General features: G+C 56.7%; 21 protein-coding genes. 11 read left to right on the top strand and 10 right to left on the bottom strand.

Annotated elements, in window-relative coordinates; genetic code table 11:
* The first annotated feature begins 142 nt into the window (after positions 1–142).
* Complete coding sequence (phaR, locus tag BK662_RS25650; protein WP_123359415.1) at positions 143–691, top strand: polyhydroxyalkanoate synthesis repressor PhaR; 549 nt, start codon at positions 143–145, stop codon at positions 689–691.
* A 35-nt stretch (positions 692–726) separates the two neighbouring features.
* On the opposite strand, the gene phaP is transcribed toward phaR, so the two are convergent.
* A complete protein-coding gene (phaP, locus tag BK662_RS25645) occupies positions 727–1,296 on the bottom strand; it encodes a TIGR01841 family phasin (protein ID WP_123359416.1) in 570 nt (189 codons plus the stop codon).
* A gap of 255 nt (positions 1,297–1,551) precedes the next feature.
* Between phaP and BK662_RS25640 the strand changes: the two genes are divergently transcribed.
* On the top strand, positions 1,552–4,017 hold the full coding sequence (locus BK662_RS25640) for a DUF3141 domain-containing protein (RefSeq protein ID WP_123359417.1): 2,466 nt from the start codon (positions 1,552–1,554) through the stop codon (positions 4,015–4,017).
* Between the two features lie 25 nt (positions 4,018–4,042).
* On the opposite strand, the gene BK662_RS25635 is transcribed toward BK662_RS25640, so the two are convergent.
* On the bottom strand, positions 4,043–5,080 hold the full coding sequence (locus tag BK662_RS25635) for an AraC family transcriptional regulator (protein WP_123359418.1): 1,038 nt from the start codon (positions 5,078–5,080) through the stop codon (positions 4,043–4,045).
* Positions 5,081–5,337: 257 nt separating this feature from the next.
* Here BK662_RS25635 and phbB point away from each other — a divergent pair, with 257 nt between their 5' ends.
* The 3 genes from phbB to phaC all read left to right on the top strand — a co-directional run bounded on the left by phbB (position 5,338) and on the right by phaC (position 9,108).
* Positions 5,338–6,084: an acetoacetyl-CoA reductase gene (gene phbB, locus BK662_RS25630; RefSeq protein ID WP_123359419.1), complete on the top strand. Its 747-nt coding sequence runs from the start codon at positions 5,338–5,340 to the stop codon at positions 6,082–6,084.
* A 57-nt stretch (positions 6,085–6,141) separates the two neighbouring features.
* The gene (locus BK662_RS25625) at positions 6,142–7,320 is read left to right on the top strand and encodes an acetyl-CoA C-acetyltransferase (RefSeq protein WP_123359420.1); all 1,179 of its coding nucleotides are present in this window, start codon (positions 6,142–6,144) and stop codon (positions 7,318–7,320) included.
* An 87-nt stretch (positions 7,321–7,407) separates the two neighbouring features.
* Entirely contained in the window at positions 7,408–9,108 is a 1,701-nt protein-coding gene (gene phaC, locus BK662_RS25620; protein WP_123359421.1) for a class I poly(R)-hydroxyalkanoic acid synthase, read from the top strand.
* A 53-nt stretch (positions 9,109–9,161) separates the two neighbouring features.
* Here phaC and BK662_RS25615 read toward each other — a convergent pair whose 3' ends face one another.
* The gene (locus BK662_RS25615; protein ID WP_008013211.1) at positions 9,162–9,662 is read right to left on the bottom strand and encodes an Lrp/AsnC family transcriptional regulator; all 501 of its coding nucleotides are present in this window, start codon (positions 9,660–9,662) and stop codon (positions 9,162–9,164) included.
* Between the two features lie 120 nt (positions 9,663–9,782).
* On the opposite strand from BK662_RS25615, the gene BK662_RS25610 reads away from it, so the two are divergent.
* The 3 genes from BK662_RS25610 (at position 9,783) to BK662_RS25600 (ending at position 13,536) form a co-directional block, all read left to right on the top strand.
* Positions 9,783–10,817 (top strand): histone deacetylase family protein, encoded by a 1,035-nt coding sequence (locus BK662_RS25610; RefSeq protein WP_123359422.1) that lies wholly within the window; start codon positions 9,783–9,785, stop codon positions 10,815–10,817.
* 53 nt (positions 10,818–10,870) lie between these two features.
* The gene (gene ocd, locus BK662_RS25605) at positions 10,871–11,941 is read left to right on the top strand and encodes an ornithine cyclodeaminase (protein ID WP_123359423.1); all 1,071 of its coding nucleotides are present in this window, start codon (positions 10,871–10,873) and stop codon (positions 11,939–11,941) included.
* 173 nt (positions 11,942–12,114) lie between these two features.
* The gene (locus BK662_RS25600; protein ID WP_123359424.1) at positions 12,115–13,536 is read left to right on the top strand and encodes an amino acid permease; all 1,422 of its coding nucleotides are present in this window, start codon (positions 12,115–12,117) and stop codon (positions 13,534–13,536) included.
* A gap of 110 nt (positions 13,537–13,646) precedes the next feature.
* Here BK662_RS25600 and BK662_RS25595 read toward each other — a convergent pair whose 3' ends face one another.
* Entirely contained in the window at positions 13,647–13,988 is a 342-nt protein-coding gene (locus BK662_RS25595; protein ID WP_123359425.1) for a YajG family lipoprotein, read from the bottom strand.
* A gap of 147 nt (positions 13,989–14,135) precedes the next feature.
* Positions 14,136–14,540 (bottom strand): RidA family protein, encoded by a 405-nt coding sequence (locus BK662_RS25590; RefSeq protein ID WP_123359426.1) that lies wholly within the window; start codon positions 14,538–14,540, stop codon positions 14,136–14,138.
* A 143-nt stretch (positions 14,541–14,683) separates the two neighbouring features.
* Between BK662_RS25590 and BK662_RS25585 the strand changes: the two genes are divergently transcribed.
* A complete protein-coding gene (locus tag BK662_RS25585; RefSeq protein WP_123359427.1) occupies positions 14,684–15,616 on the top strand; it encodes a LysR family transcriptional regulator in 933 nt (310 codons plus the stop codon).
* A gap of 54 nt (positions 15,617–15,670) precedes the next feature.
* Here BK662_RS25585 and BK662_RS25580 read toward each other — a convergent pair whose 3' ends face one another.
* Positions 15,671–15,970, bottom strand: a complete 300-nt coding sequence (locus BK662_RS25580) for a con-10 family general stress protein (protein WP_123359428.1) — start codon at positions 15,968–15,970, stop codon at positions 15,671–15,673.
* Positions 15,971–16,257: 287 nt separating this feature from the next.
* Here BK662_RS25580 and BK662_RS25575 point away from each other — a divergent pair, with 287 nt between their 5' ends.
* Complete coding sequence (locus BK662_RS25575; RefSeq protein ID WP_123359429.1) at positions 16,258–16,815, top strand: ATP-dependent Clp protease proteolytic subunit; 558 nt, start codon at positions 16,258–16,260, stop codon at positions 16,813–16,815.
* Positions 16,816–16,856: 41 nt separating this feature from the next.
* On the opposite strand, the gene BK662_RS25570 is transcribed toward BK662_RS25575, so the two are convergent.
* From BK662_RS25570 to BK662_RS25555, 4 genes are all read right to left on the bottom strand, one after another.
* Positions 16,857–17,141 (bottom strand): hypothetical protein, encoded by a 285-nt coding sequence (locus BK662_RS25570; RefSeq protein WP_123359430.1) that lies wholly within the window; start codon positions 17,139–17,141, stop codon positions 16,857–16,859.
* A gap of 115 nt (positions 17,142–17,256) precedes the next feature.
* Positions 17,257–18,081, bottom strand: coding sequence for a DUF3618 domain-containing protein (locus tag BK662_RS25565; RefSeq protein ID WP_123359431.1), 825 nt, complete (start codon positions 18,079–18,081; stop codon positions 17,257–17,259).
* The gene (locus BK662_RS25560) at positions 18,078–18,521 is read right to left on the bottom strand and encodes a phage holin family protein (RefSeq protein ID WP_185047167.1); all 444 of its coding nucleotides are present in this window, start codon (positions 18,519–18,521) and stop codon (positions 18,078–18,080) included. Before BK662_RS25560 ends, BK662_RS25565 begins: the two co-directional genes overlap by 4 nt.
* A complete protein-coding gene (locus tag BK662_RS25555) occupies positions 18,521–19,162 on the bottom strand; it encodes a hypothetical protein (RefSeq protein ID WP_123359432.1) in 642 nt (213 codons plus the stop codon). The genes BK662_RS25560 and BK662_RS25555 overlap by 1 nt, the downstream gene beginning before the upstream one ends.
* 362 nt (positions 19,163–19,524) lie before the next feature.
* Between BK662_RS25555 and BK662_RS25545 the strand changes: the two genes are divergently transcribed.
* On the top strand, positions 19,525–19,956 hold the full coding sequence (locus BK662_RS25545; protein WP_123359433.1) for a nuclear transport factor 2 family protein: 432 nt from the start codon (positions 19,525–19,527) through the stop codon (positions 19,954–19,956).
* Positions 19,957–19,997: the final 41 nt, after the last annotated feature.

Here is a 19,997-nt window from a genome sequence, read left to right as displayed (position 1 = left end):
TTTGTGCTGTGATGGCGGGCCTCTTCGCGAGCAAGCCCGCTCCCACATTTAACCGCATTCTCATGGGAGACTCGGTCAAGTGTGGGAGCGGGCTTGCTCGCGAAGGCGGCCTCAAAAACACCAATGATGATTGTAGGTTAAGATGCCTGCAAACCAGGCTCGCCGCGAGACGCCCCGCATGACTGATACCACCCCACGCCTGATCAAGAAGTACCCCAATCGCCGACTGTATGACACCCACACCAGCAGTCATCTGACGCTGGCGGACATACGCCAGTTGGTGGTCGATAAAATTGCCTTTCAGGTGGTCGATGCCAAGAGCGGCGAGGATCTGACGCGCAGCATCTTGCTGCAAGTGATTCTGGAAGCCGAAAGCGGCGGTGAGCCGATCTTCACCAGCGAGATGCTGATGGGGATTATCCAGTTCTACGGCCCTTATCAGGGCGTACTCGGCAGTTACCTGGACAAGAGCATTCAGACCGTAATCGACATCCAGTCCCAGACGGGTGCGCAATCCTCCGAGGCCTGGAGCACGTTCATGCATCAGCAGGCGCCAGTGATGCAGGATTTGATGCGGCAATATGTCGACCAGTCGAAGGCGCTGTACCTGAACACCCAGAACCTGTTCGGCATGTTTGGCGGCAAGCCCGGTGCCGATGGCGGAACGAAAAAAAATGGCGATGGGGAATAAACCCGTCGCCATTGGTATTGCTGGTCTTACGTGACTTACTTGTTACCGCTGTTAGGCTTGGCGCTAGCTTCCGGGGCAGCTTTAGTGCCCGCGGCAGTCGCTGCGTCAAAACCACTCTGAGCCACATCGGCAGCCTGTTTTACGGCTTTCTGTGCGCTTTCGAACACAGTACCGGCATTCGCCAGGCCCGACTTGAACGCGGCCACAACAGGCTCGGAGCCGGCCGGTGCATTCTTGCTGATCGTTTCAACGAACTCATGCAACTGCTGGGTGCCCGCTTCGACCTGACTCGAGGTCAATTTGGCGATGTCCGATTGAGTACCGACGATCAGTGCTTGAACCTGACGATTGAATTCGGCCAGGCGTTCGGTTTGCGCGCTCGGCTGGGTGAAAGAAGCCTGCAGCTCGGCGAAACCTTGTGGATCACGGACGGCCAGCAGCTTGCGAACACCTTCGAACTGCTCTTCGGTGGAGTCGCGCAGTGCCTTGAACTGCAACTGGCTGAGCTGTTCAACGCTGGCGAACACTTTGCCGCTGATTTGCTGCAAAAGGTCGAGGTTGGCTTTCTGAGCGGTTTGCAGTTTTTCCGAATTGAAAAAAGACATGCTTGAATCTCCTGGTACTGGAAGGCCCTGATGGGCCTGAGGACGCGATAGCGATCCGGCCAGTCATCGCGTTAGCCTTGATATTGCAGTGCACAAAACTATTTGGCAACGCCTATTTTTGTGCGGTGCAAAATAAACGTTGCTAACGCCCTCCTTATTCGCTGTAGACTCCTGCTCATCGAACGGCCAGCCTAGCCCTCTCTAACTAAAGGGTTCAGATGCGCAGGTTCCCACGCATAGCAGCAGGAGATCACCATGGGTCAGGAAGTAAATATTGCGCTGCAAGATGAAGAGCGCAGCGACCCCGCCGGCTTGTTCGAACACCTTAATCATCTGCAACGCCTCAATACCCACAACGTCCTCGACGCCGTGCAGAAGCGCCAGGCAAAAACTTTCGCGCCTTTTAGCCTTGGGCAACTCAGACAGCCGACACCGGCTGACTGGCAGGAATACTTCACTGACCTTGGCCAGCGCAGCGTGCTGTTCTGGGACACCTTGCGTCAGCGCGGCGACAACACCCTGGCCCACGAACGCGCCGGGTATCCGCTGCTGCTCAAGTTCAATCATGAAACGCTGGTCGCGGGTGAAGACCTGCCTCGTGCGGTCAACTATTCGTTGTTGCAAATCCTCGGCGGCCCGGGGCAACAAATCGACAGTAAAAAACAGCCCGTGATCATCATTGACCCCCGCGGCGGTCATGGCTCGGGGATCGGCGGTTTCAAACAGGACTCGGTCATCGGCGAAAGCCTGAGAGCCGGCCATCCCACCTACTTCATCGCCTTCAGTCACTCACCACGCCCAGGGCAAACCCTTGCCGATATCACAGACGCCCAGGCACGGTTCATCGAGGTCGTCAGCGCTCGGCATCCGGACAGCGCCAAACCTGTCGTCATTGGTAACTGCCAAGCGGGCTGGGCGTTAATGGGCCTGGCGGCCACTCGGCCGGAGTTGCCGGGGCTGATCATCGTCAACGGTGCGCCGTTGTCGTACTGGGCCGGCGTCAATGGCCGCAATCCGATGCGTTACACCGGCGGTTTGCTGGGCGGTGGCTGGATGGCGCGCCTGGGGAGCGACCTCGGTAATGACCGCTTCGACGGCACCTGGCTGGTGAGCAATTTCGAAAACCTGGACCCGGCCAATACCTATTGGGGCAAGTACTACCACCTGTTCAGTGAAGTCGACAGCGAGGCCGCACGCTTTCTGGATTTCGAACGCTGGTGGGGCAGCCCGACCCTGCTCAATAGCGAAGAAATCGAGATGATTGTCGACGACCTGTTCATCGGTAATCAGCTGTCCGGCGGCCTGGGGCGCAAAAGCAGCGGGCTCGACCTCAAATTGATCGAAGTGCCGGTGGTGGTGTTCTGTTCCTATGGCGACAACATCACCTCCCCGCAGCAGGCACTGGACTGGATCACCGACGTCTATCCCAGCGATCTCGCGTTGCAAAATGCCGGACGCACCATCGTTTACCTGCGACATGCAAGCATCGGTCACCTGGGCATCTTCGTGTCCGGTGAAGTGGCGCGGCGTGAGCACCGCGAGTTGCTGGGTGCAGTCGATGCGATCAATGCGCTGCCGGCCGGGTTGTACGAAATGCTGATCGACGACCTGCCGGAGCACTCGGCGACGCCGTATACCGTGCGTTTCGAGCCCCGGCATATCGCCGACATTCATGGCCAAGTGACGCCGCCCCGTGATGACGATCGCGAATTCGCGCTGGTGCAGCGCGCATCCGCCATCAACAACAGCGTGTACGACGAGTTCATACGCCCATGGTTGCGCCTGCTGATCAACGAACCGAGCGCCGAAATGCTGCGCCGCGCGCACCCTTTCCATCAGCAGCAAGTGGCCTGGAGCAGTTTGAACCCGGCACTGTGGTGGCTGACTGGCAGTGCCGCCCAAGTGAGCAAGGATCGTCATCCCGCCAGTCAGAACAACCCGTTACTGGTCTGGCAGGAACTGTTTTCCAACCAGATGCAGGACGCCTTGAACGGCTATCGGGACCTGCGTGATGCGGCTCACGAAATGTGTTTCTACGGCGTGTATGGCGTACTCAATAGCTTCGCCGGCAATGCACCCGGGCGAAATCTGCAGGAACACGCCGAGCAGCACGACCAGGTTCTGATCGAGCGTCTGCAGGATGCTCTGCCTCTTGGCGGTCTGATGGAAGCCTTGATACGGATCCTGTTCCTGCTGGGCCGCGACAGCGACGAACCGGGCAAGGAAAGCGTCGAGAAATTGATCCTGCAACTGCAGGTGCTGCTCCAGGACTACAGTGCCAAGCCACTTGATTTGCGCGAAACCCTGCGCCTGCAAAAACTGCTGGTCGCCACCCACCCGCAAGAAAGCCTGCACAGCCTGCCCTTGATGCTGGTTGAGGCCCAAGAGCGCCAACAAGTGCTGGCGGCCGTCGCCAATTTGCTGCCGCAACTGCTGACCAGCGGCGCAAACAACCCATGCTGGTGTGAGCTGCACACGCTACTCGACGTTCCGCTGCCAGGTTTCAGCCTGACCCAGCCACCCGGTGCAGCCGATGCCATCGAAGTGAAAGTCTTGGTGATAACACCAGAGCCGATCAAGCCACCCATCCCGGTGGCCATCCCTGAGCCGATCAAGCAGAAAATCCCCGCAGTGACCCCAGACCCCATCGCCAAGGTGGCAAGTCCGGTGCGCCAACCTGCCAAGGGCAAGAAAGCCGTAAAAAAACCTCCGATGAAATAACGTTGAACGCTGACGGAAGGCCGTGTCAAACCAGCACGGCTTCCTCGATTGCCAACGATTCATCGGCCCGATACTGACCGGGTGTCATGCCAAACCAGCGGCTACAGGCTTTGTTAAAGCTGCTGTGATCATGAAAACCAAGGAGATACGCGACATGCTTCATGTTGAAGTGAGAATGGCGCAGGTAGAAGTCGGCCAATTGCCGGCGCACAGCGTTCTGCACGTCCTTGAATTGCGTCCCTTCCTTTTCCAGCGCGCGTTGCAGCGTGCGTTTGCTAACGTTCAATGCCGCCGCGATCGACTCCATATCGCATTGCCCCTGGCCCTGACTCAAGCGCTCGGTAATCAGCGCGCGAATCCTGCCGACTACGCAAAAACCAAACAGCAGATCCAGTTGCGCCTCGGCAAAACTGTCATGCAGCACCGCCAGCGCTTCGTTGGCCATGCTCAACGGACGCAGCAGCTCCTGCCCATCAAACAAAATGCTGTCGTAAGCCGCGTCGAAACGCAGGTCGCAGCCAAACAACCGTCGATGCTCGGAGGTGTCTTCAGGTTCGGGATAGGTGAACTCCACACTCAAGGGTTGCGGAGAATTACCGCCCGCCAGCTTACGGCAGAAGCCCAGCAACGAAGCCAGCGCTGCATCGGTGTATTGCCGAGGTTTGACCGAACCTTTTTGGTGATGATCGAGGCCGGAAAGTCGGTAACTCTGCGGCTCCGATGTAAAGAAAAGGCTGAATCCGGTGCCAATCAACGGACTGAAACGGACCAGGCGCTCAAGGGCTTTTTTCAGATTCAGGCTGGACATCATGGTGTAGCCGACGATCTGAAAGCTACCAGGGTGGAAACTTCCATAGGCCTTCAAGCCGATGTCCGAATCGCCCGAGGCCTGAGCGGCCAGATCCCATAATCGATAAATCGCCCTTCGCTCGCAAAACGCTCCTGGTTTGTTCGCAAGCTTCATGTCTAGTCCAGCCTCCCGACACAGACTGGCAATATCCAGTCCTTGAGCCGAGAGCGTATTTACCAGCACGCTGGCATAGCCTGAACTCATTCTATACATGGCGTCCTCAATGACCTGTGGAACCGAACATCCTGTCCGGAGCCATAACTGATCTGCGATAAATCAAAGACTAACGGGTTTTTCAGTTGCCAATATTGATCCCAGTATAGGTAACCAGCGTTTTTCGCCACCCGTCATTAACCGGGGCATGGCACCGTTGGACACCAGAGCGTCACCTCTCAACACTTCCGCACACCCGGCCAATACCGAACAATCCCCCCATCTTGCAACGCAAAACAAAGAAAGGAAGGGATTGTATGAAGTCGCTTGGTCGTATTGCGTTGGTCACGGGTGGTATGGGTGGGATTGGCACTGCGATAAGCCAACGCCTGTACAAGGAAGGATTCAAGGTCATCGTCGGCTGCAGCTCGGATTCCGCCCGCAAGAACGAATGGATAGCCACCCAACTGGCGGCGGGTTATCAGTTCGAATGCATCTTCGGCGACATCACCGATTGGGAATCGACCCGCAAGGCCTTCGAGATGGCACGAGAGCAATTCGGCCCGATCGATGTGCTGGTCAATAACGCCGGCATCACTCGGGATGCCTCCTTTCGCAAACTCACTCCAGAAGACTGGAACGCGGTGATCGGGACCAACCTCAGCGGCCTGTTCAACACCACCAAACAGGTGATTGAAGGCATGTTGGCCAAGGGCTGGGGAAGGGTCATCAACATTTCGTCGATCAACGGTCAGCGCGGCCAGTTCGGCCAGACCAATTACAGCGCGGCCAAAGCCGGTATCCATGGCTTCACCATGGCACTGGCCCGGGAAGTCTCGGGCAAGGGCGTGACCGTCAATACCGTATCGCCCGGCTACATCCAGACCAGCATGACCGCGGCCATCCGCCCGGACATTCTCGAGACCATGATCGCAGCCACACCGGTCGGTCGCCTTGGTCAACCCGAAGAAATCGCTTCGATCGTCGCCTGGCTGGCGTCCGATGAATCGGCCTACAGCACCGGTGCCGACTTCTCGGTCAACGGCGGCATGAACATGCAGTAAGCCTGTCAGGGCATGGATGCCCTGCTCCCGCTCGACAGAATCCTAATGAGGTCATGCATGAACGAAGTCGTAATCGTTGCCGCTACTCGCACCGCCATTGGCAGTTTTCAAGGTTCACTGTCCGCCATTCCAGCTACCGAATTGGGCGCGGCGGTGATTCGTCGCCTGCTCGAACAGACCGGGATCGACGCTGCGCAGATTGATGAGGTCATCCTCGGCCAAGTGCTGACTGCAGGCTCCGGGCAAAACCCGGCACGCCAGACCGCGATCAAGGCCGGCCTGCCCCATACCACCCCTGCCCTGACCCTGAATAAAGTCTGCGGTTCAGGCCTCAAGGCGGTCCAGCTCGCGGTCCAGGCGATCCGTTGCGGCGACGCCGAATTGGTGATTGCCGGCGGTCAGGAAAACATGAGCCTGGCGCCCTATGTTCTGCCCAAGGCGCGCACCGGTTTGCGCCTGGGTCATGCGCAACTGCAAGACAGCGTGATTCAGGATGGTTTGTGGGATGCCTTCAACGACTACCACATGGGCATCACTGCCGAGAATCTGGCGAATCAATACAGCATCAGTCGCGAAGATCAGGACGCCTTCGCCGCGATCTCGCAACAGAAAGCCTCCGCGGCCATCGAGGCGGGTTACTTCAAGGGTGAAATCACCCCGATCCTGATTCCCCAGCGCAAGGGCGAGCCGCTGGTCTTCGACACCGATGAACAGCCGCGTCCGGACAGCACGCTCCAGGCACTGGGCAACCTCAAACCCGCGTTCCAGAAAAACGGCAGCGTGACCGCGGGCAACTCGTCGACCCTCAATGACGGCGCCGCCGTGCTGATGCTGGCCAGCGCCGCCAAGGCCCTGGCTCTGGGCTTGCCGGTACTTGCGCGCATCAAGGCGTATGCCAGCGCGGGCGTGGACCCGTCGATCATGGGCATCGGCCCGGTGCCCGCTACCCGTCTGGTATTGACGAAAGCCGGCTGGAGCCTGGACGACCTGGACCTGATCGAAGCCAACGAAGCGTTCGCCGCGCAGTCACTGGCCGTCGGCAAGGAACTGGGCTGGGACATGAACAAGGTCAATGTCAACGGTGGCGCCATTGCCCTTGGTCATCCGATCGGCGCATCAGGCGCGCGGATTCTGGTGTCGCTGGTACATGAACTGATCCGTCGCGATGGCAAAAAAGGTCTGGCCACCTTGTGCATCGGTGGCGGCCAGGGCGTCAGCCTGGTCATCGAGCGTTAGAAACACAGGCTGAGTTGTCAGACGCGGCGCCGACGTCCGGCGCCGCGTTTTTTTCCGTCCGGTTTATTCATGTGGGCAAGGAGTTCCATGGACAACGCGCATACCTTAAACACACTCTGGTCGGGCCAGGTTCCGTTCGTTGCTTCCTTTGCAGTGCAACAATTAAGGCTTTGGGTCAGCACCAATCCCTGGTTTACCGGGCAGGACTACAACGCTTGGTTTGAGCTGCCACGCGAAACCCTGGACAGCCTCCAATCAGACTATCAGCAACAATGGTGTGAACTCGGCCAGCGTCTGTTGACCGGTCAGCCCTTCAGCTTCGAAGATCGGCGTTTCGCCAGCGGCAACTGGAGCCAACCGCTGTTCGGTTCCCTCGCGGCGTTTTATCTGCTCAATGCCGGCTTTCTGCTGAAGCTGCTCGATCAGCTGCCGATCGACGGCAAGAAACCGCGTCAACGCTTGCTCTATCTGGCGGAGCAAGCCATCGCCGCCGGCGCGCCGAGCAATTTTCTGGCGAGTAACCCCGATGCGCTGCAACGGGTCGTTGACACCCAGGGAAGCAGCCTGCTCACAGGCCTGATGCACCTGGCCAGCGACCTGCAGGAAGGCAAGATGCGCCAGTGCGACGCCGGCGCGTTCAAAGTGGGTGTCGACCTGGCAAACACCCCCGGCGAAGTGGTCTTCGAGAACGAACTCTTCCAGCTCATCCAGTACTATCCGCAAAGTGAAACCCAGTACCGGCGCCCGGTATTTATCGTTCCGCCATCAATCAACAAGTACTACATCCTTGACCTGCGTCCCGACAATTCGATGGTTCGTCACCTGCTGCTGCAAGGCCACCCGGTATACCTGATGTCGTGGCGCAACTTCGACCAGGAACATGCCGGCACCACCTGGGATGACCTGATTGAAACCGGGATTATCAAAGGCCTGCAGCTGACCCGCGAAATCAGCGGCGAGCAACGGCCCAACTGCGTGGGTTTCTGCATTGGTGGCACGTTGTTGAGCTCGGCGCTGGCCGTGTTGGCGGCTCGTGGCGACAAAGAGATCGCCAGCGTGAGCCTGCTGACCACCTTCCTCGACTACCTCGATACCGGCCCCATCGACATCTTCGTCGACGAGCAACTGGTGGCTTATCGCGAGCGCACCATCGGCGGCCTCAATGGCCCCATCGGCCTGTTCAAGGGCGAGGACATGGGCAATACATTCTCATTGCTGCGCCCCAATGATTTGTGGTGGAACTACAACGTCGACAAATACCTCAAGGGGCAGAAATCGATACCCCTTGACCTGCTGTTCTGGAACAACGACAGCACCAACCTGCCCGGGCCGATGTACTGCTGGTACCTGCGCCATACCTACCTGCAGAACGATCTGAAATCCGGCGAGCTGGATTGCTGCGGGGTCAAGCTGGACCTGCGCGCCATCGATGCCCCGGCGTACATCCTCGCCACCCATGACGACCACATCGTGCCATGGAAAAGCGCGTACGCCAGCACCGAACTACTGTCTGGAACCAAGCGTTTCGTACTCGGCGCCTCAGGGCATATCGCGGGGGTGATCAACCCACCGGCCAAGGAAAAACGCCATTACTGGACCAACAATCGCGTCACCAAGAACCCTGAAACCTGGTTCAAGAATGCCGAGCAGCATCCGGGTAGCTGGTGGAACGACTGGTTCGTCTGGCTGGCCGAACACGCAGGGGAACGCCAGCCTTCAGTGCTGAGCACCGGGAACGCGCAATACCCGGCACTTGAGTCGGCGCCGGGGCGTTATGTGATGCAATGAGAGGAACCAGTCCGGGCAGCCAGGCTTCGGGTTGGACGCTTCAGAACGCCCGTTTACTGCTTTGTCCGCCCCGGAATGGCGATACGACTGGTCGTTTTGACTTCACGCAATGCAAGACTTGACTGGATAGAGGCGATACCGAGTTGTCGCCTCAATACGCTCTCGACAAAATCGCTGTAGCTATCAAGATCCTGAGCCAACACTTGCAAAAGGTAATCGGCATCCCCGGTTATCTTGTGACAAGACAAGACCTCCGGGAGCTGCATGATGACGGCTTCAAAGGCCTCGGGGGTGTGGTCAGTGTGCGTGGCAAAGCGGATATGCACGAACGCCATGATGTCCAGCCCCAGCTTGCGCCGGTCCAGGTTTGCCTGGTAATCCTTGATCACTCCCTCCTCTTCCAGTCTCTTGCGCCGCCTCCAGCATGGAGTAAGGCTTAGCGAGAGGCGCTCACTCAACTCCGCGTTGGAAATGCTGGCGTCCTCCTGCAACAAAGCCAGGATGGAAAGGTCGGTATCGTCAAGCATTGCCCGATGGGTATTTTTTTTCTGCATGGTGCCATCCACGGGAAAATAATCCCGATTACGCTAGCAGAGCGAGAACAAAAAGCAAAGAAAGTGCATCCGTACCAGAACAAACTATTGGCACTGGACCACCACGACGGATGCGTATAAATGCTTACAGTTTTCAGCGATTCCCATCGCTTGCACCATGGGACCGAATTGAAGGACGGCGTTCTCAAACCTTCTTTCGAACAGCCAAGCCGAGCGGATACCGTTCGCGACCGAGTCCAGCATGTTGGGCTCGGCGATATCATCGTCCCGCGAACGTTTGACCGGGCGTGCTACGTCAATGCACACAGTGAGCGCTATGTTTCCTTTCTGGAAACCGCGTGGTCCGAATGGACGGCAACCGGTCGGGAGCATGACGCCCTTCCCCTGGTCTGGCCGGTGCGCGACTTGTCCAATGAACACGTCCCCGCGTTCATTGATGGCAAGCTCGGTTTCTTTGCCATGGATGCCGGCTCGCCGATCACCGCGACCACTTGGGAAGCCGTCAAAACCAGCGCAGACATTGCACTCACTGGACTGTCGTTGATCAACGAAGGCCACAACAGCGCCTTTGCCCTGTGTCGTCCACCCGGACACCACGCTGCTCGTGAATACATGGGAGGCTACTGCTACCTCAATAACGCGGCCATTGCCGCGCAACATGCACTGACTCAAGGCGCTAAACGTGTCGCGGTGCTGGACGTTGACTTCCATCATGGCAACGGGACGCAGAACATTTTCTACGATCGCAACGATGTGATGTTTGCTTCCCTGCATGGAGACCCCTCGGTTTCCTATCCTTATTACTCGGGTTTCAGTACCGAGTCTGGAGCAGGTGCCGGTGACGGTTATAACCTGAACTACCCGTTGCCGAAAAATACCACCTGGCATAGTTATCAAAACGCCCTGATCCACGCCTGCAAAAAACTTCGTAACTTCTCGCCTGAACTCTTAGTGATTTCCCTGGGCGTCGATACGTTCAAGGACGATCCGATCAGCCACTTTCTTCTGGAAAGCCAGGACTTCCTTGGCATGGGTGAAATCATCGCCACTGTCGGCGCACCGACGCTCTTCGTCATGGAAGGCGGATACATGGTCGATGAAATCGGCATCAATGCGGTCAATGTACTTCATGGGTATGAGAGCAAACAATTCTAAGTTTCGGTGACCGAGACAACCTTCCTTGACTTACAACTAAGAGATAAACACATATGACTCTATTCATAGACGTTGATCACGCCGCCACGCTTTTTGGCAAGATTGGTATCGGTCAGGCCATCACGCAAATGGCCAACTACATCAAGGCTGATTATTGCCGCTGGGCTGTCTTTGATAAATCCCCACGCACCGCCAATCACTCCATTTGCGGGGTGATCGAACTGATGCCGACTGACGACGGCAAACAGTATTCATTCAAATACGTAAACGGCCACCCAGGAAATGCTGGCAACAACTTGCTGACAGTCATGGCCTTTGGTGTATTGGCGAACGTCGATAGCGGATACCCCGCCGTTCTCAGCGAACTCACCCTGACCACCGCGGTTCGCACAGCGGCAACGTCCGCCCTGGTAGCCCAGTCCCTGGCACGCAAGGGTTCGACACGCATGGCCATTATCGGAAATGGCGCCCAGAGCGAATTCCAGGCCATTGCCTTTTATGAAATGCTCGGGATCAACGAGGTGCGGATATTTGATATCGACAGCGCTGCTTCATTGAAATTGAAACAAAACCTTGAAAGCTATACCGGCATCAATGTCACCATAGCCGCCTCGGTGCATGAAGCCGTCAAAGGCGTTGATATCATCACCACGGTCACGGCGGACAAGGCCTACGCGACAATCTTGACGCCCGACATGATCGAGCCCGGCATGCATATCAACGCGGTTGGCGGTGACTGCCCCGGGAAAACCGAACTTCATGCCGATATCCTGCGCAACGCCCGGATCATTGTCGAGTTTGAACCGCAGACGCGCATTGAAGGCGACATTCAGCAACTGGACGCAGACCATCCTGTCATCGAATATTTCCGCATCGTTCGGGATAACGAACCAGGCCGGGAAAATGACACGCAAGTCACGGTGTTCGACTCGGTGGGATTTGCACTTGAAGACTTTTCTTCACTTCGTTATTTGCATGACCAGGCTAGAAAATACGCGATCGGTGAGAAAATCCATCTTGTACCCACGCCTGCCAATATCAAGAACCTGTATCAATTGATTGAGGAAAAGTCTGATCTTTCATCGGCATCGCCCCCGCAACGACAGCAGCTAGCAACAAGCTAAGACACGCGATAGCTCGTTATCAAGTCAGGTGACGAGCCACGAACACTTTACTGATTAACCGATACTGCAAACGTTTGAGTCACCATCCTGATGTACGGCGAACTTACAACAATAAAACACACACACTATTTCTCTGCCAAAACTCAAAAAACATAAAATCAAGAGGTTTTGTGATGAAATCAGACACGCATGAAATAACTGAACAACCCGCATTGCAGCGCACGCTCAGCAATCGCCACATTCAACTAATGGCCATGGGCGGCGCTATTGGTACGGGGCTGTTCATGGGCTCCGGCAAGATCATCGCCCTGTCCGGCACTTCGATCATACTTATCTACATGATCATCGGTCTTTTTGTTTACTTCGTCATGCGTGCCATGGGAGAGCTGCTTTTATCTAACCTGAACTTCAAAAGTTTTGCTGACTTTGCCGGGGCCTACCTTGGCCCTCGTGCAGCCTTCTTTCTCGGATGGTCATACTGGTTGAGCTGGAGCGTGGCCGTTGTGGGAGATGCAGTGGTCGTTGGGGGTTTCTTTCAATACTGGTTCCCTGATGTACCGGCCTGGATCCCCGCCATCGGCATGATGCTGACGCTATTTGCCTTGAATGTGCTCACCGTCAAACTGTTCGGCGAGGTTGAATTCTGGTTCGCGATCATCAAGATAATCGCCGTCGTCGCGCTGATCTCCGTCAGTGTGCTGATGATCGCCAGCTCCTTCGTCTCCCCCACGGGAGTCACGGCTTCCCTGACGCACCTACTGGACCAGCAGGCCGCCTTTCCCAACGGCCTGTTCGGTTTCTTCGCAGGCTTTCAGATGGCGATCTTTTCGTTCGCGGGCACAGAATTAATCGGCACCGCGGCCGCCGAAACCAAGTCGCCCGAAAAAACGTTGCCCAAAGCCATCAATTCCATACCGCTCCGGATCATCCTTTTTTATGTTCTGTCCCTGGTCTGCATCATCGCGGTGACCTCATGGCAGCAGGTATCGCCTAACAAAAGTCCTTTTGTCGAACTGTTCCTGATCGCGGGTTTTCCAGCGGCGGCCGGCATTGTGAACTTTGTGGTGCTGACCTCTGCGGCGTCATCCGCCAACAGCGGCGTCTTCTCGTCCAGCCGCATGTTGTTCGGCCTGGCTGATCTGGGCAGCGCGCCCGGTATCTTCAGACGGCTATCGAAAAACAGTGTTCCGCTCATCAGCCTGGCCTTCACGACCTTTCTGATGCTGCTGGGGGTGCTGCTGCTGTTTATCATCCCTGAAGTCATGACCGCCTTTACCATCGTGTCGACGGTGTCGGCCATCCTGGTGATCTTTACCTGGTCGACCATCCTGGCTTCCTACATCGCTTATCGCAAAGCAAGACCCGATCTTCATGCGCAATCTCGGTACAAAATGCCTGGAGGCGTACCGATGGCATGGCTCTCCCTCGCATTTCTCGCATTTGTGCTGTGCCTGCTTGCCCTTCGGCCAGACACCCGCCTAGCACTGTGCGTGATGCCTGCATGGTTCATTTGGTTGGCAATCGCCTACCAACTCTCACATTTCAGGAGCAGGAACCAGGCCAGCCATGCGGCAGGGTCACTTCTCAAAGAATGATCCATTGCCCACCAAAACCTTCACGCAAAAAAAAGTCCCGTGACCGAATGAGTCACGGGACAAAAAATTTGGTTGGTTGCGGCCAACCAAAGGAGCATTTTTAAAAGCGGTTACAGGCATTCCTGCGCGGCACGTTCGAAACTCGAAGGCATGAAGTTCGACGCCAGCAAGTGGCGCTCATACAAAAACACCTTGCCGCCATTCGGGGCCTTGTAGGCTTCGAGAACGTTGTCTGCCGCGACTTTGCTCGGCACCACGATCCGGTAGCTGCGCTGGGTTTGCGAGACCGTCGGGTTCAGTGCGCTGCCCTGCAACTTCGGCACTACGCAGTCGGCGTACTCGGCAGGCGTTTTTTTCGTCTGGAAAGTCAGCGTCGGGGCGTTCGGCGCGGAAGCGCAACCGGCCAGCAGCAAGGAGGCGAAAGCCATGACAGGAACAAATAAAGGGCGCATTGGTGAAGTCCTGAAAATAAAAAGTCGGGGTCGTTGAGCGTCTCGATGGAGGCGATTTTCCGACTTTGCCCGACAAAGCAGAACTTGCGTTTCTTGATTGTCACTATTACTTGAACCGATAGTTGCACCGCGCTATCGCTGGTCAGGTCAGCTGCTGGTGGTTTCAGGAAGCTTGGCGATCACCTTGATCTCGAACTGAAAACCATACAGCCACGTTACCCCGACAGCAGTTAATGTCGGGTGCGGTGCATTACCCCAGAACTCCGGCACAACCCTCCAGATCGTCTCGAACTTCTCTTGCGGATCGACGATGAAGACCGTTATGTCAATCACGTCGTCGAAGGTGCAACCGGCAGATCCCAGGATCGCGTTCAGATTGTTGAACGCGAGCCGAACCTGAGTCTCCAGGTCGGGCTCGGGTGAGCCGTCTTCGGTGCTACCGACTTGCCCCGATACGAATAAAAAGCCATTGGACCGGATAGCCGGCGAATAGCGATTGCGCTCATAAAGCGCTTGGCGTCCGGGCGGAAAAACAACATCACGCTTGCTCATAAAGTGCCTCCAGCAACGGGTCAAAGACGACCCGCAATTAATGATGAAGAGACTTTAAGGACTTGTGCATGCCCGATAAACGAGCAACTGTAGCCATCACTGTTTGTAAAACCCAAACAATCCAATAGATATCCGGGGCAGAAATGGACCGTTTCGATGCGATGCTGGCATTTGCTCGGGTGGTGGAAACGGGCAGCTTCACCAAGGCAGCCGAAACACTGCATATGAGCAAGACGAGCGTGACGCAACTGGTGCAGCAGTTGGAGGCCCGGTTACGCGTCAAATTACTCAACCGCACGACGCGCAAGGTCAACGTAACCGCCGATGGCGCCGTCTATTACGAGCGTGTGGTAAGGCTGCTAGCCGACATGGACGATGCCGAGACCAGCCTGTCCAGCGCCTCGGCCCTGCCCAGGGGCCGGCTGCGAGTGGATGTGCCCAGCCCGTTGGCCAGCATGATTCTGGTACCGGCGTTGCCTGCGTTTCATGCTCGATACCCTGACATCCAGATCGACATGGGCGTCAGCGATCGCATCGTGGACATGATCGGTGAGAATGTAGATTGCGTTGTGCGCGGCGGCGAATTAACCGATCAGTCTCTGATGGCCCGGCGGGTAGGCGAACTCCAGTTGGGCGTTTATGCGGCGCCGAGCTACCTGGAACGCGTGGGTACGCCGTCGCATCCGCAAGAGCTGGAAGATTCGCATCATCGTGTCGTCGGTTTCCTGTGGGCACGCACAGGCAAAGCTGTGCCTTATGCCATGCGCAGCAAGAGTGAGAGTGTCCATATCAAGGGTCGCTATGTGTTGGCGGTCGACGATGGCAATGCCTACATCGCGGCCGGGCTGGCCGGCCTCGGCGTTCTTTGGCTGCCAGACTACATGTCCAAAACCTACGAAGCGCGCGACGAGTTGGTCCGTTTGTTCGAAGATTGGCGCCTTGATCCGATGCCGATCTACGTGGCCTTTGCGCCGAACCGGCATATCAGCTTCAAGTTGCGCGTATTCATTGATTGGGTCGCTGAGCTGATGGCACAGCATGCGCCTGTCATGATTCGTGAGGCGTCGGGAAGCTGACCTGGATAAAACCAAGCCCCGCCATAAGCGGGGCTTGATGTATTTCACACGGCATCAGGGTTTACGCCCGCCGCCGGGAGTTTGCCCTCCTCCTTTTTTGTCTGCGTCAGACATTTTCTCTCTGTCTTCGACCAAGTTGCCTTGGCGCCCTGCGCCCTGTCCACTGCCGGGACGATTGGTATCGCTGGATTGACGTCCCCCTGAGGCCTGTCCACCTTTTTTGCCGGCGTCGGAGGTGCGTTGCGGATCGTTCATCATCCCGCCGCCCGACTCCCCGCCTTTTTTGCCAGCTTCGGAGGCTTTTTGAGGGTCGTTGGCAAAATTGCCAGGGTTCTTGTTACCGGTGTTAGCCATTTTCGTTCTCCTCATTGTTTCTCGCGAACCTTTCTAGGCTCGTCTTATTCCGAGGTTTTCCTGGATTAAAAGTTTGAACTGATGCGGCATTCTTGCGACCAACGGATTAGGGTTATTAGTTCCGGAAAACTCCTGCCGCGGCGACTAATGGGGGTGAGTCAAACGAGTATAAAAATGGGCTTTGCTTATACAAATTCATGAAAGAAAAGAGCGGTGAGGTCTGGCATCATTCAAGCAGTTGCGCTGAATCATCAGCTCTCTAATTTATCCTGTATGGAGGTACGTCGATGACAGAGCACATCGTCCACTTTCATTGCCAGATTGATCAGGGCACGATGGAACGCTTCAGGGACTGCTGCCTCGACGCCATCGACCAGGGCGCCTCCTCCTTGCTGCTGAATCTCTCCACCAGCGGTGGCAGCACCAATTTTGGCTTCGCCCTCTATACCTTCCTCAAATCCCTGCCAGTGCCGCTGTGCGCGATTAATGCCGGCAACATCGAGTCGATGGGCATCATCATGTACCTGGCCGCCGGCCGACGTATCACCGCGCCCCATTCGCGGTTTCTGATTCACCCAATGAATTGGTACTTCCCCCAAAGCTCGGTCGACCATCAACGCCTGCGCGAATACCTCTTGAGCCTGGATAACGACCTCGCGCGTTACGTGCAAATCTTTGCCCTGGAAACTGCCCACGCAGAGACCAAACTGGATATTTTTCATTGCCTTTCAGCGGAAGAGAAAGTCATTGCGGCGCATGAATCCCTGGCCTACGGAATCGCCCACGAAATGCATCAGATGGTGTTTGCCGATAACGTCAAACACTGGAAAATCAGTGGCGGCTGACGCATGTTCGAGACGGCCCTGAGTTTTTCGCTACCGATGAGTCAGGTGCCAGAAACGGGGTGAATCTCCAAGGTCATTCCGTCACTCAACGTGAGTTTCAAATCCTTGATAGTGCCGGCCACACGGTCCTTGAAAACCGGCTCGCCCTCGGGATCAAGTTCATCGTAGATAAAGCGGTTGCCCTCGAGCCAGCCGATGGCTGTTTGCAGTGCTGGCGTGAGGTAATACTTGCCGTCCAGAAAAAAACCGGCAAACGGTTCTACCCTTTCCCGATTCTCGACTTCATAGCGCACGCCGGGAGTCATTCCTGTGGATTCATCAATCATGATGTGTACCTCGTCAGGGTGTCGGATCTTGGCGCCCTGCCTGATTCAAGGCGTCGACAAAGCGGGCTCGACGGGACGTCTGTGCATCAGACCTCCCGTCTTGCCCTGATACCTGTCAAGAAGTTCCCAGCCCACGCGACAGATCGGCCGGGGTTTCGGACGCGGTCTTGCGCATCTCGCCCGTTTCTCCAGCGATTGCCTCGTGGGGCTCCGTGGTTTCCATCACCTTTTCGCGCACCGCCTCATAGCCCTCCCGTGCTTGCTGTTTGACCTTGCCGGTGAGGCTTGCGCTGGTCCTGCCCAGATAACGGCGTTCCGTCGCGGTGGTCGGTAGCGCCGCGCCCAGCAATGCGCCCACCGCCATACCGACCGCGGCCATCATCAATGGTTGCTCCTTGAGCAGATGACTGAACTGGTCGCCCATTTCATGAGTCCTGCGCGTCAGGCGATCAGTGGTGTCATGGACGGTGTGACTGAGCTGATCGGTCTTCGCATGCAGGCTGTCGCCCAGATGCGCGGCCTTGCCCTTGACCGCCTGATAGCTGTCCTTGAGCGAATCGGTGGTGTCGTGCAGACGCTGTCGCGCGCTGTCCAGCCCCTCAGAGAGCCCTTCACCCAAGTCATCGGCCCAGTCGACATCCGGCTCGACGCGATATTCCCGGGGCGTTGGCGGGCGATTCTGGCTCATCATCAACCACATCAGCCCGACCGAGGTCAGCACCGCGGGCACGGGATTGTTGCGCACACTGGTGCCCAGATTGGTCAGAAAGGTCGAGCCGTTGCTTTGCATCATCAGCAGCGCCTGATCGAACATCTGGCCAGGGGTGAACTTGCTTTCCAGCGCGTCGACGATATGCCCGATGTTCTCCCGTTGCGCATCGATTTCACGCTCGATGGTTTCCGGGCTCTTGGCCGCTTCGGTTTCGAATTCACGGTTCATGACACTTTCCTCCGCAGGGCTTCCTGGTCTTTGTTCAACGCGTCCAGGGTGCGATCAGGCTTGAAGTGGGAAGGCTCGAATTGTTTCTTGCCTGCCTGCAGCATCACGAAGCCGATGACCATCACCACGACGCCGACAATCAGCGCGGCCAGCCAGGGCGCCATCACCAGGCTCAAGGCATAGACCACAGCCATCAGCAGGATGATGAACCCGGCGAGCAGCACAATGGCGCCACCGGCGACCCCGGCAATCCCTGCTTTCAATGTCGTCAGGCTGGCCTGCAATTCCACTTTGGCCAACGCCAGCTCCTTGGTGAATAACGCCGGTACTTCCCGAGTTAGCTGCCGCAATAAACCGACCACGGAAACGTCATGATCAACCGTCGTGACAGACGGTGTGACGGGTGGTGTGCGTTGCAGTTCTGGATCTTCTCTGTTCATCACCGTTCTCCTGAGAAGGGGCTGGACCCCGGCATTGAGGAACTGTCGCCACGATGGTCGGGCGCGCTCGGCGAGGACGGCGTGATGCTGGAGGCCAATCCGGGCGACAGCTCGCCTCCGGGCGGCATCGACGTTTCATAAAGTCCTTGCGAGCCATCGCCGGTGAACGTGGCTGTGCTGCTCTGGGCAGCGAACTCACGGTCGGTTGTTGTCGGCAGGGTCGCCGTGCCCGCTTTCAGGAACCGCGACAAACCAAACCCCACCGCGATGCTGCCGACAATGAACAACCCCGGATTGTCGCGCGCCAGGTCAGCGCCATCGTGCAGAAGCTCTTCGGCACTTTTGCTGCGCAGTTTTCCCGCCAGGCTGCTCATGCTGTCGGCCATGTCTGCCAGGTAATCGGACATCCCAAACGTATCGTTCGTCCTGATCTCGGAAACGACTGACTGGGCGCCTCTGGCCAAAGCTTCAATCTGATCCGCTGCGGTATCGCGGTATTGGCCGAACTGCTCATCGGCCTGATGCCGCGCACCGCCTATCGCTTCGGTAACCTCCTCCTTTAAATGCTGAAAGTTTTGTTCGGAGCCTGCGGGATCCCGAGGGGCATCCGGTTGTCCGGTTCTGCTGTCTGGAATAGTCATGTCATCCCTCGCCTTCGTAATGAACACGTCAGGAAGTGGCCGCGGGGTGTCCGCGGTGGTGCTTCATTGCAGATGACGAGGGTGTCTGGCGGGGAGTTCCAAGCAGATGATGAAGTGATGAAAAGCGGCACCGAAGGTACTCGCGAGAGCGGAACCTGTGGGAGCGAGCCTGCTCGCGATAGCACAGTGACAGGCAACGAAGATGTCGACTGACATGACGCTATCGCGAGCAGGCTCGCTCCCACAGGGTTGCGTTTTATTCAGTGGATGCATCCCCTAACAAAAATCTGCTAAGTTGTACGATGACAGACGAGATACCTGTCTCGCGTCTGTCATCCCTATAACAACAAGGAAAAATACCCATGAAAAAAACGAAATTGCTTATCGGCTTTTTGTGCCTCTTCAGCGGCTATGTGATGGCAGCCCCTTCATCGGGCGAGAAGGATGTCGCCGTGGCGGTAGACCATCTGACTCAAGCCATGTTGACCAAGAACATTCCCCAACTGAATGCGCTCACCGCTGAAAACCTCACCTACGGCCATTCCAGCGGGAAAATCCAGGACAAGAAAGCGTTCATCGCCGACATCGAAACCGGCAAAAGCGCTTTCAAGACACTGGAAATGCAGGGGCAGACCATTACGCTCTCGGGTGATGTGGCGTTGGTCCGTCATCATTTTTCGGCACAAGCCATCAAGGGTGAAGAGATCGTTCCGACGGAAATCGAGAACTTCCAGATCTGGCAAAAACAGAAAGGCAAATGGCTACTGGTAGGACGACAAGCGTTCCGCTTCTGATTTCTGACAATCAGTTAAGCGTTGGCGATCTTGAGGCCCAT

Source organism: Pseudomonas frederiksbergensis (assembly GCF_003732275.1).
GTDB lineage: Bacteria > Pseudomonadota > Gammaproteobacteria > Pseudomonadales > Pseudomonadaceae > Aquipseudomonas > Aquipseudomonas frederiksbergensis_H.
The sequence above is the reverse complement of the archived record's forward strand: the minus strand, read 5'-3'. Positions and strand labels throughout refer to the sequence as shown.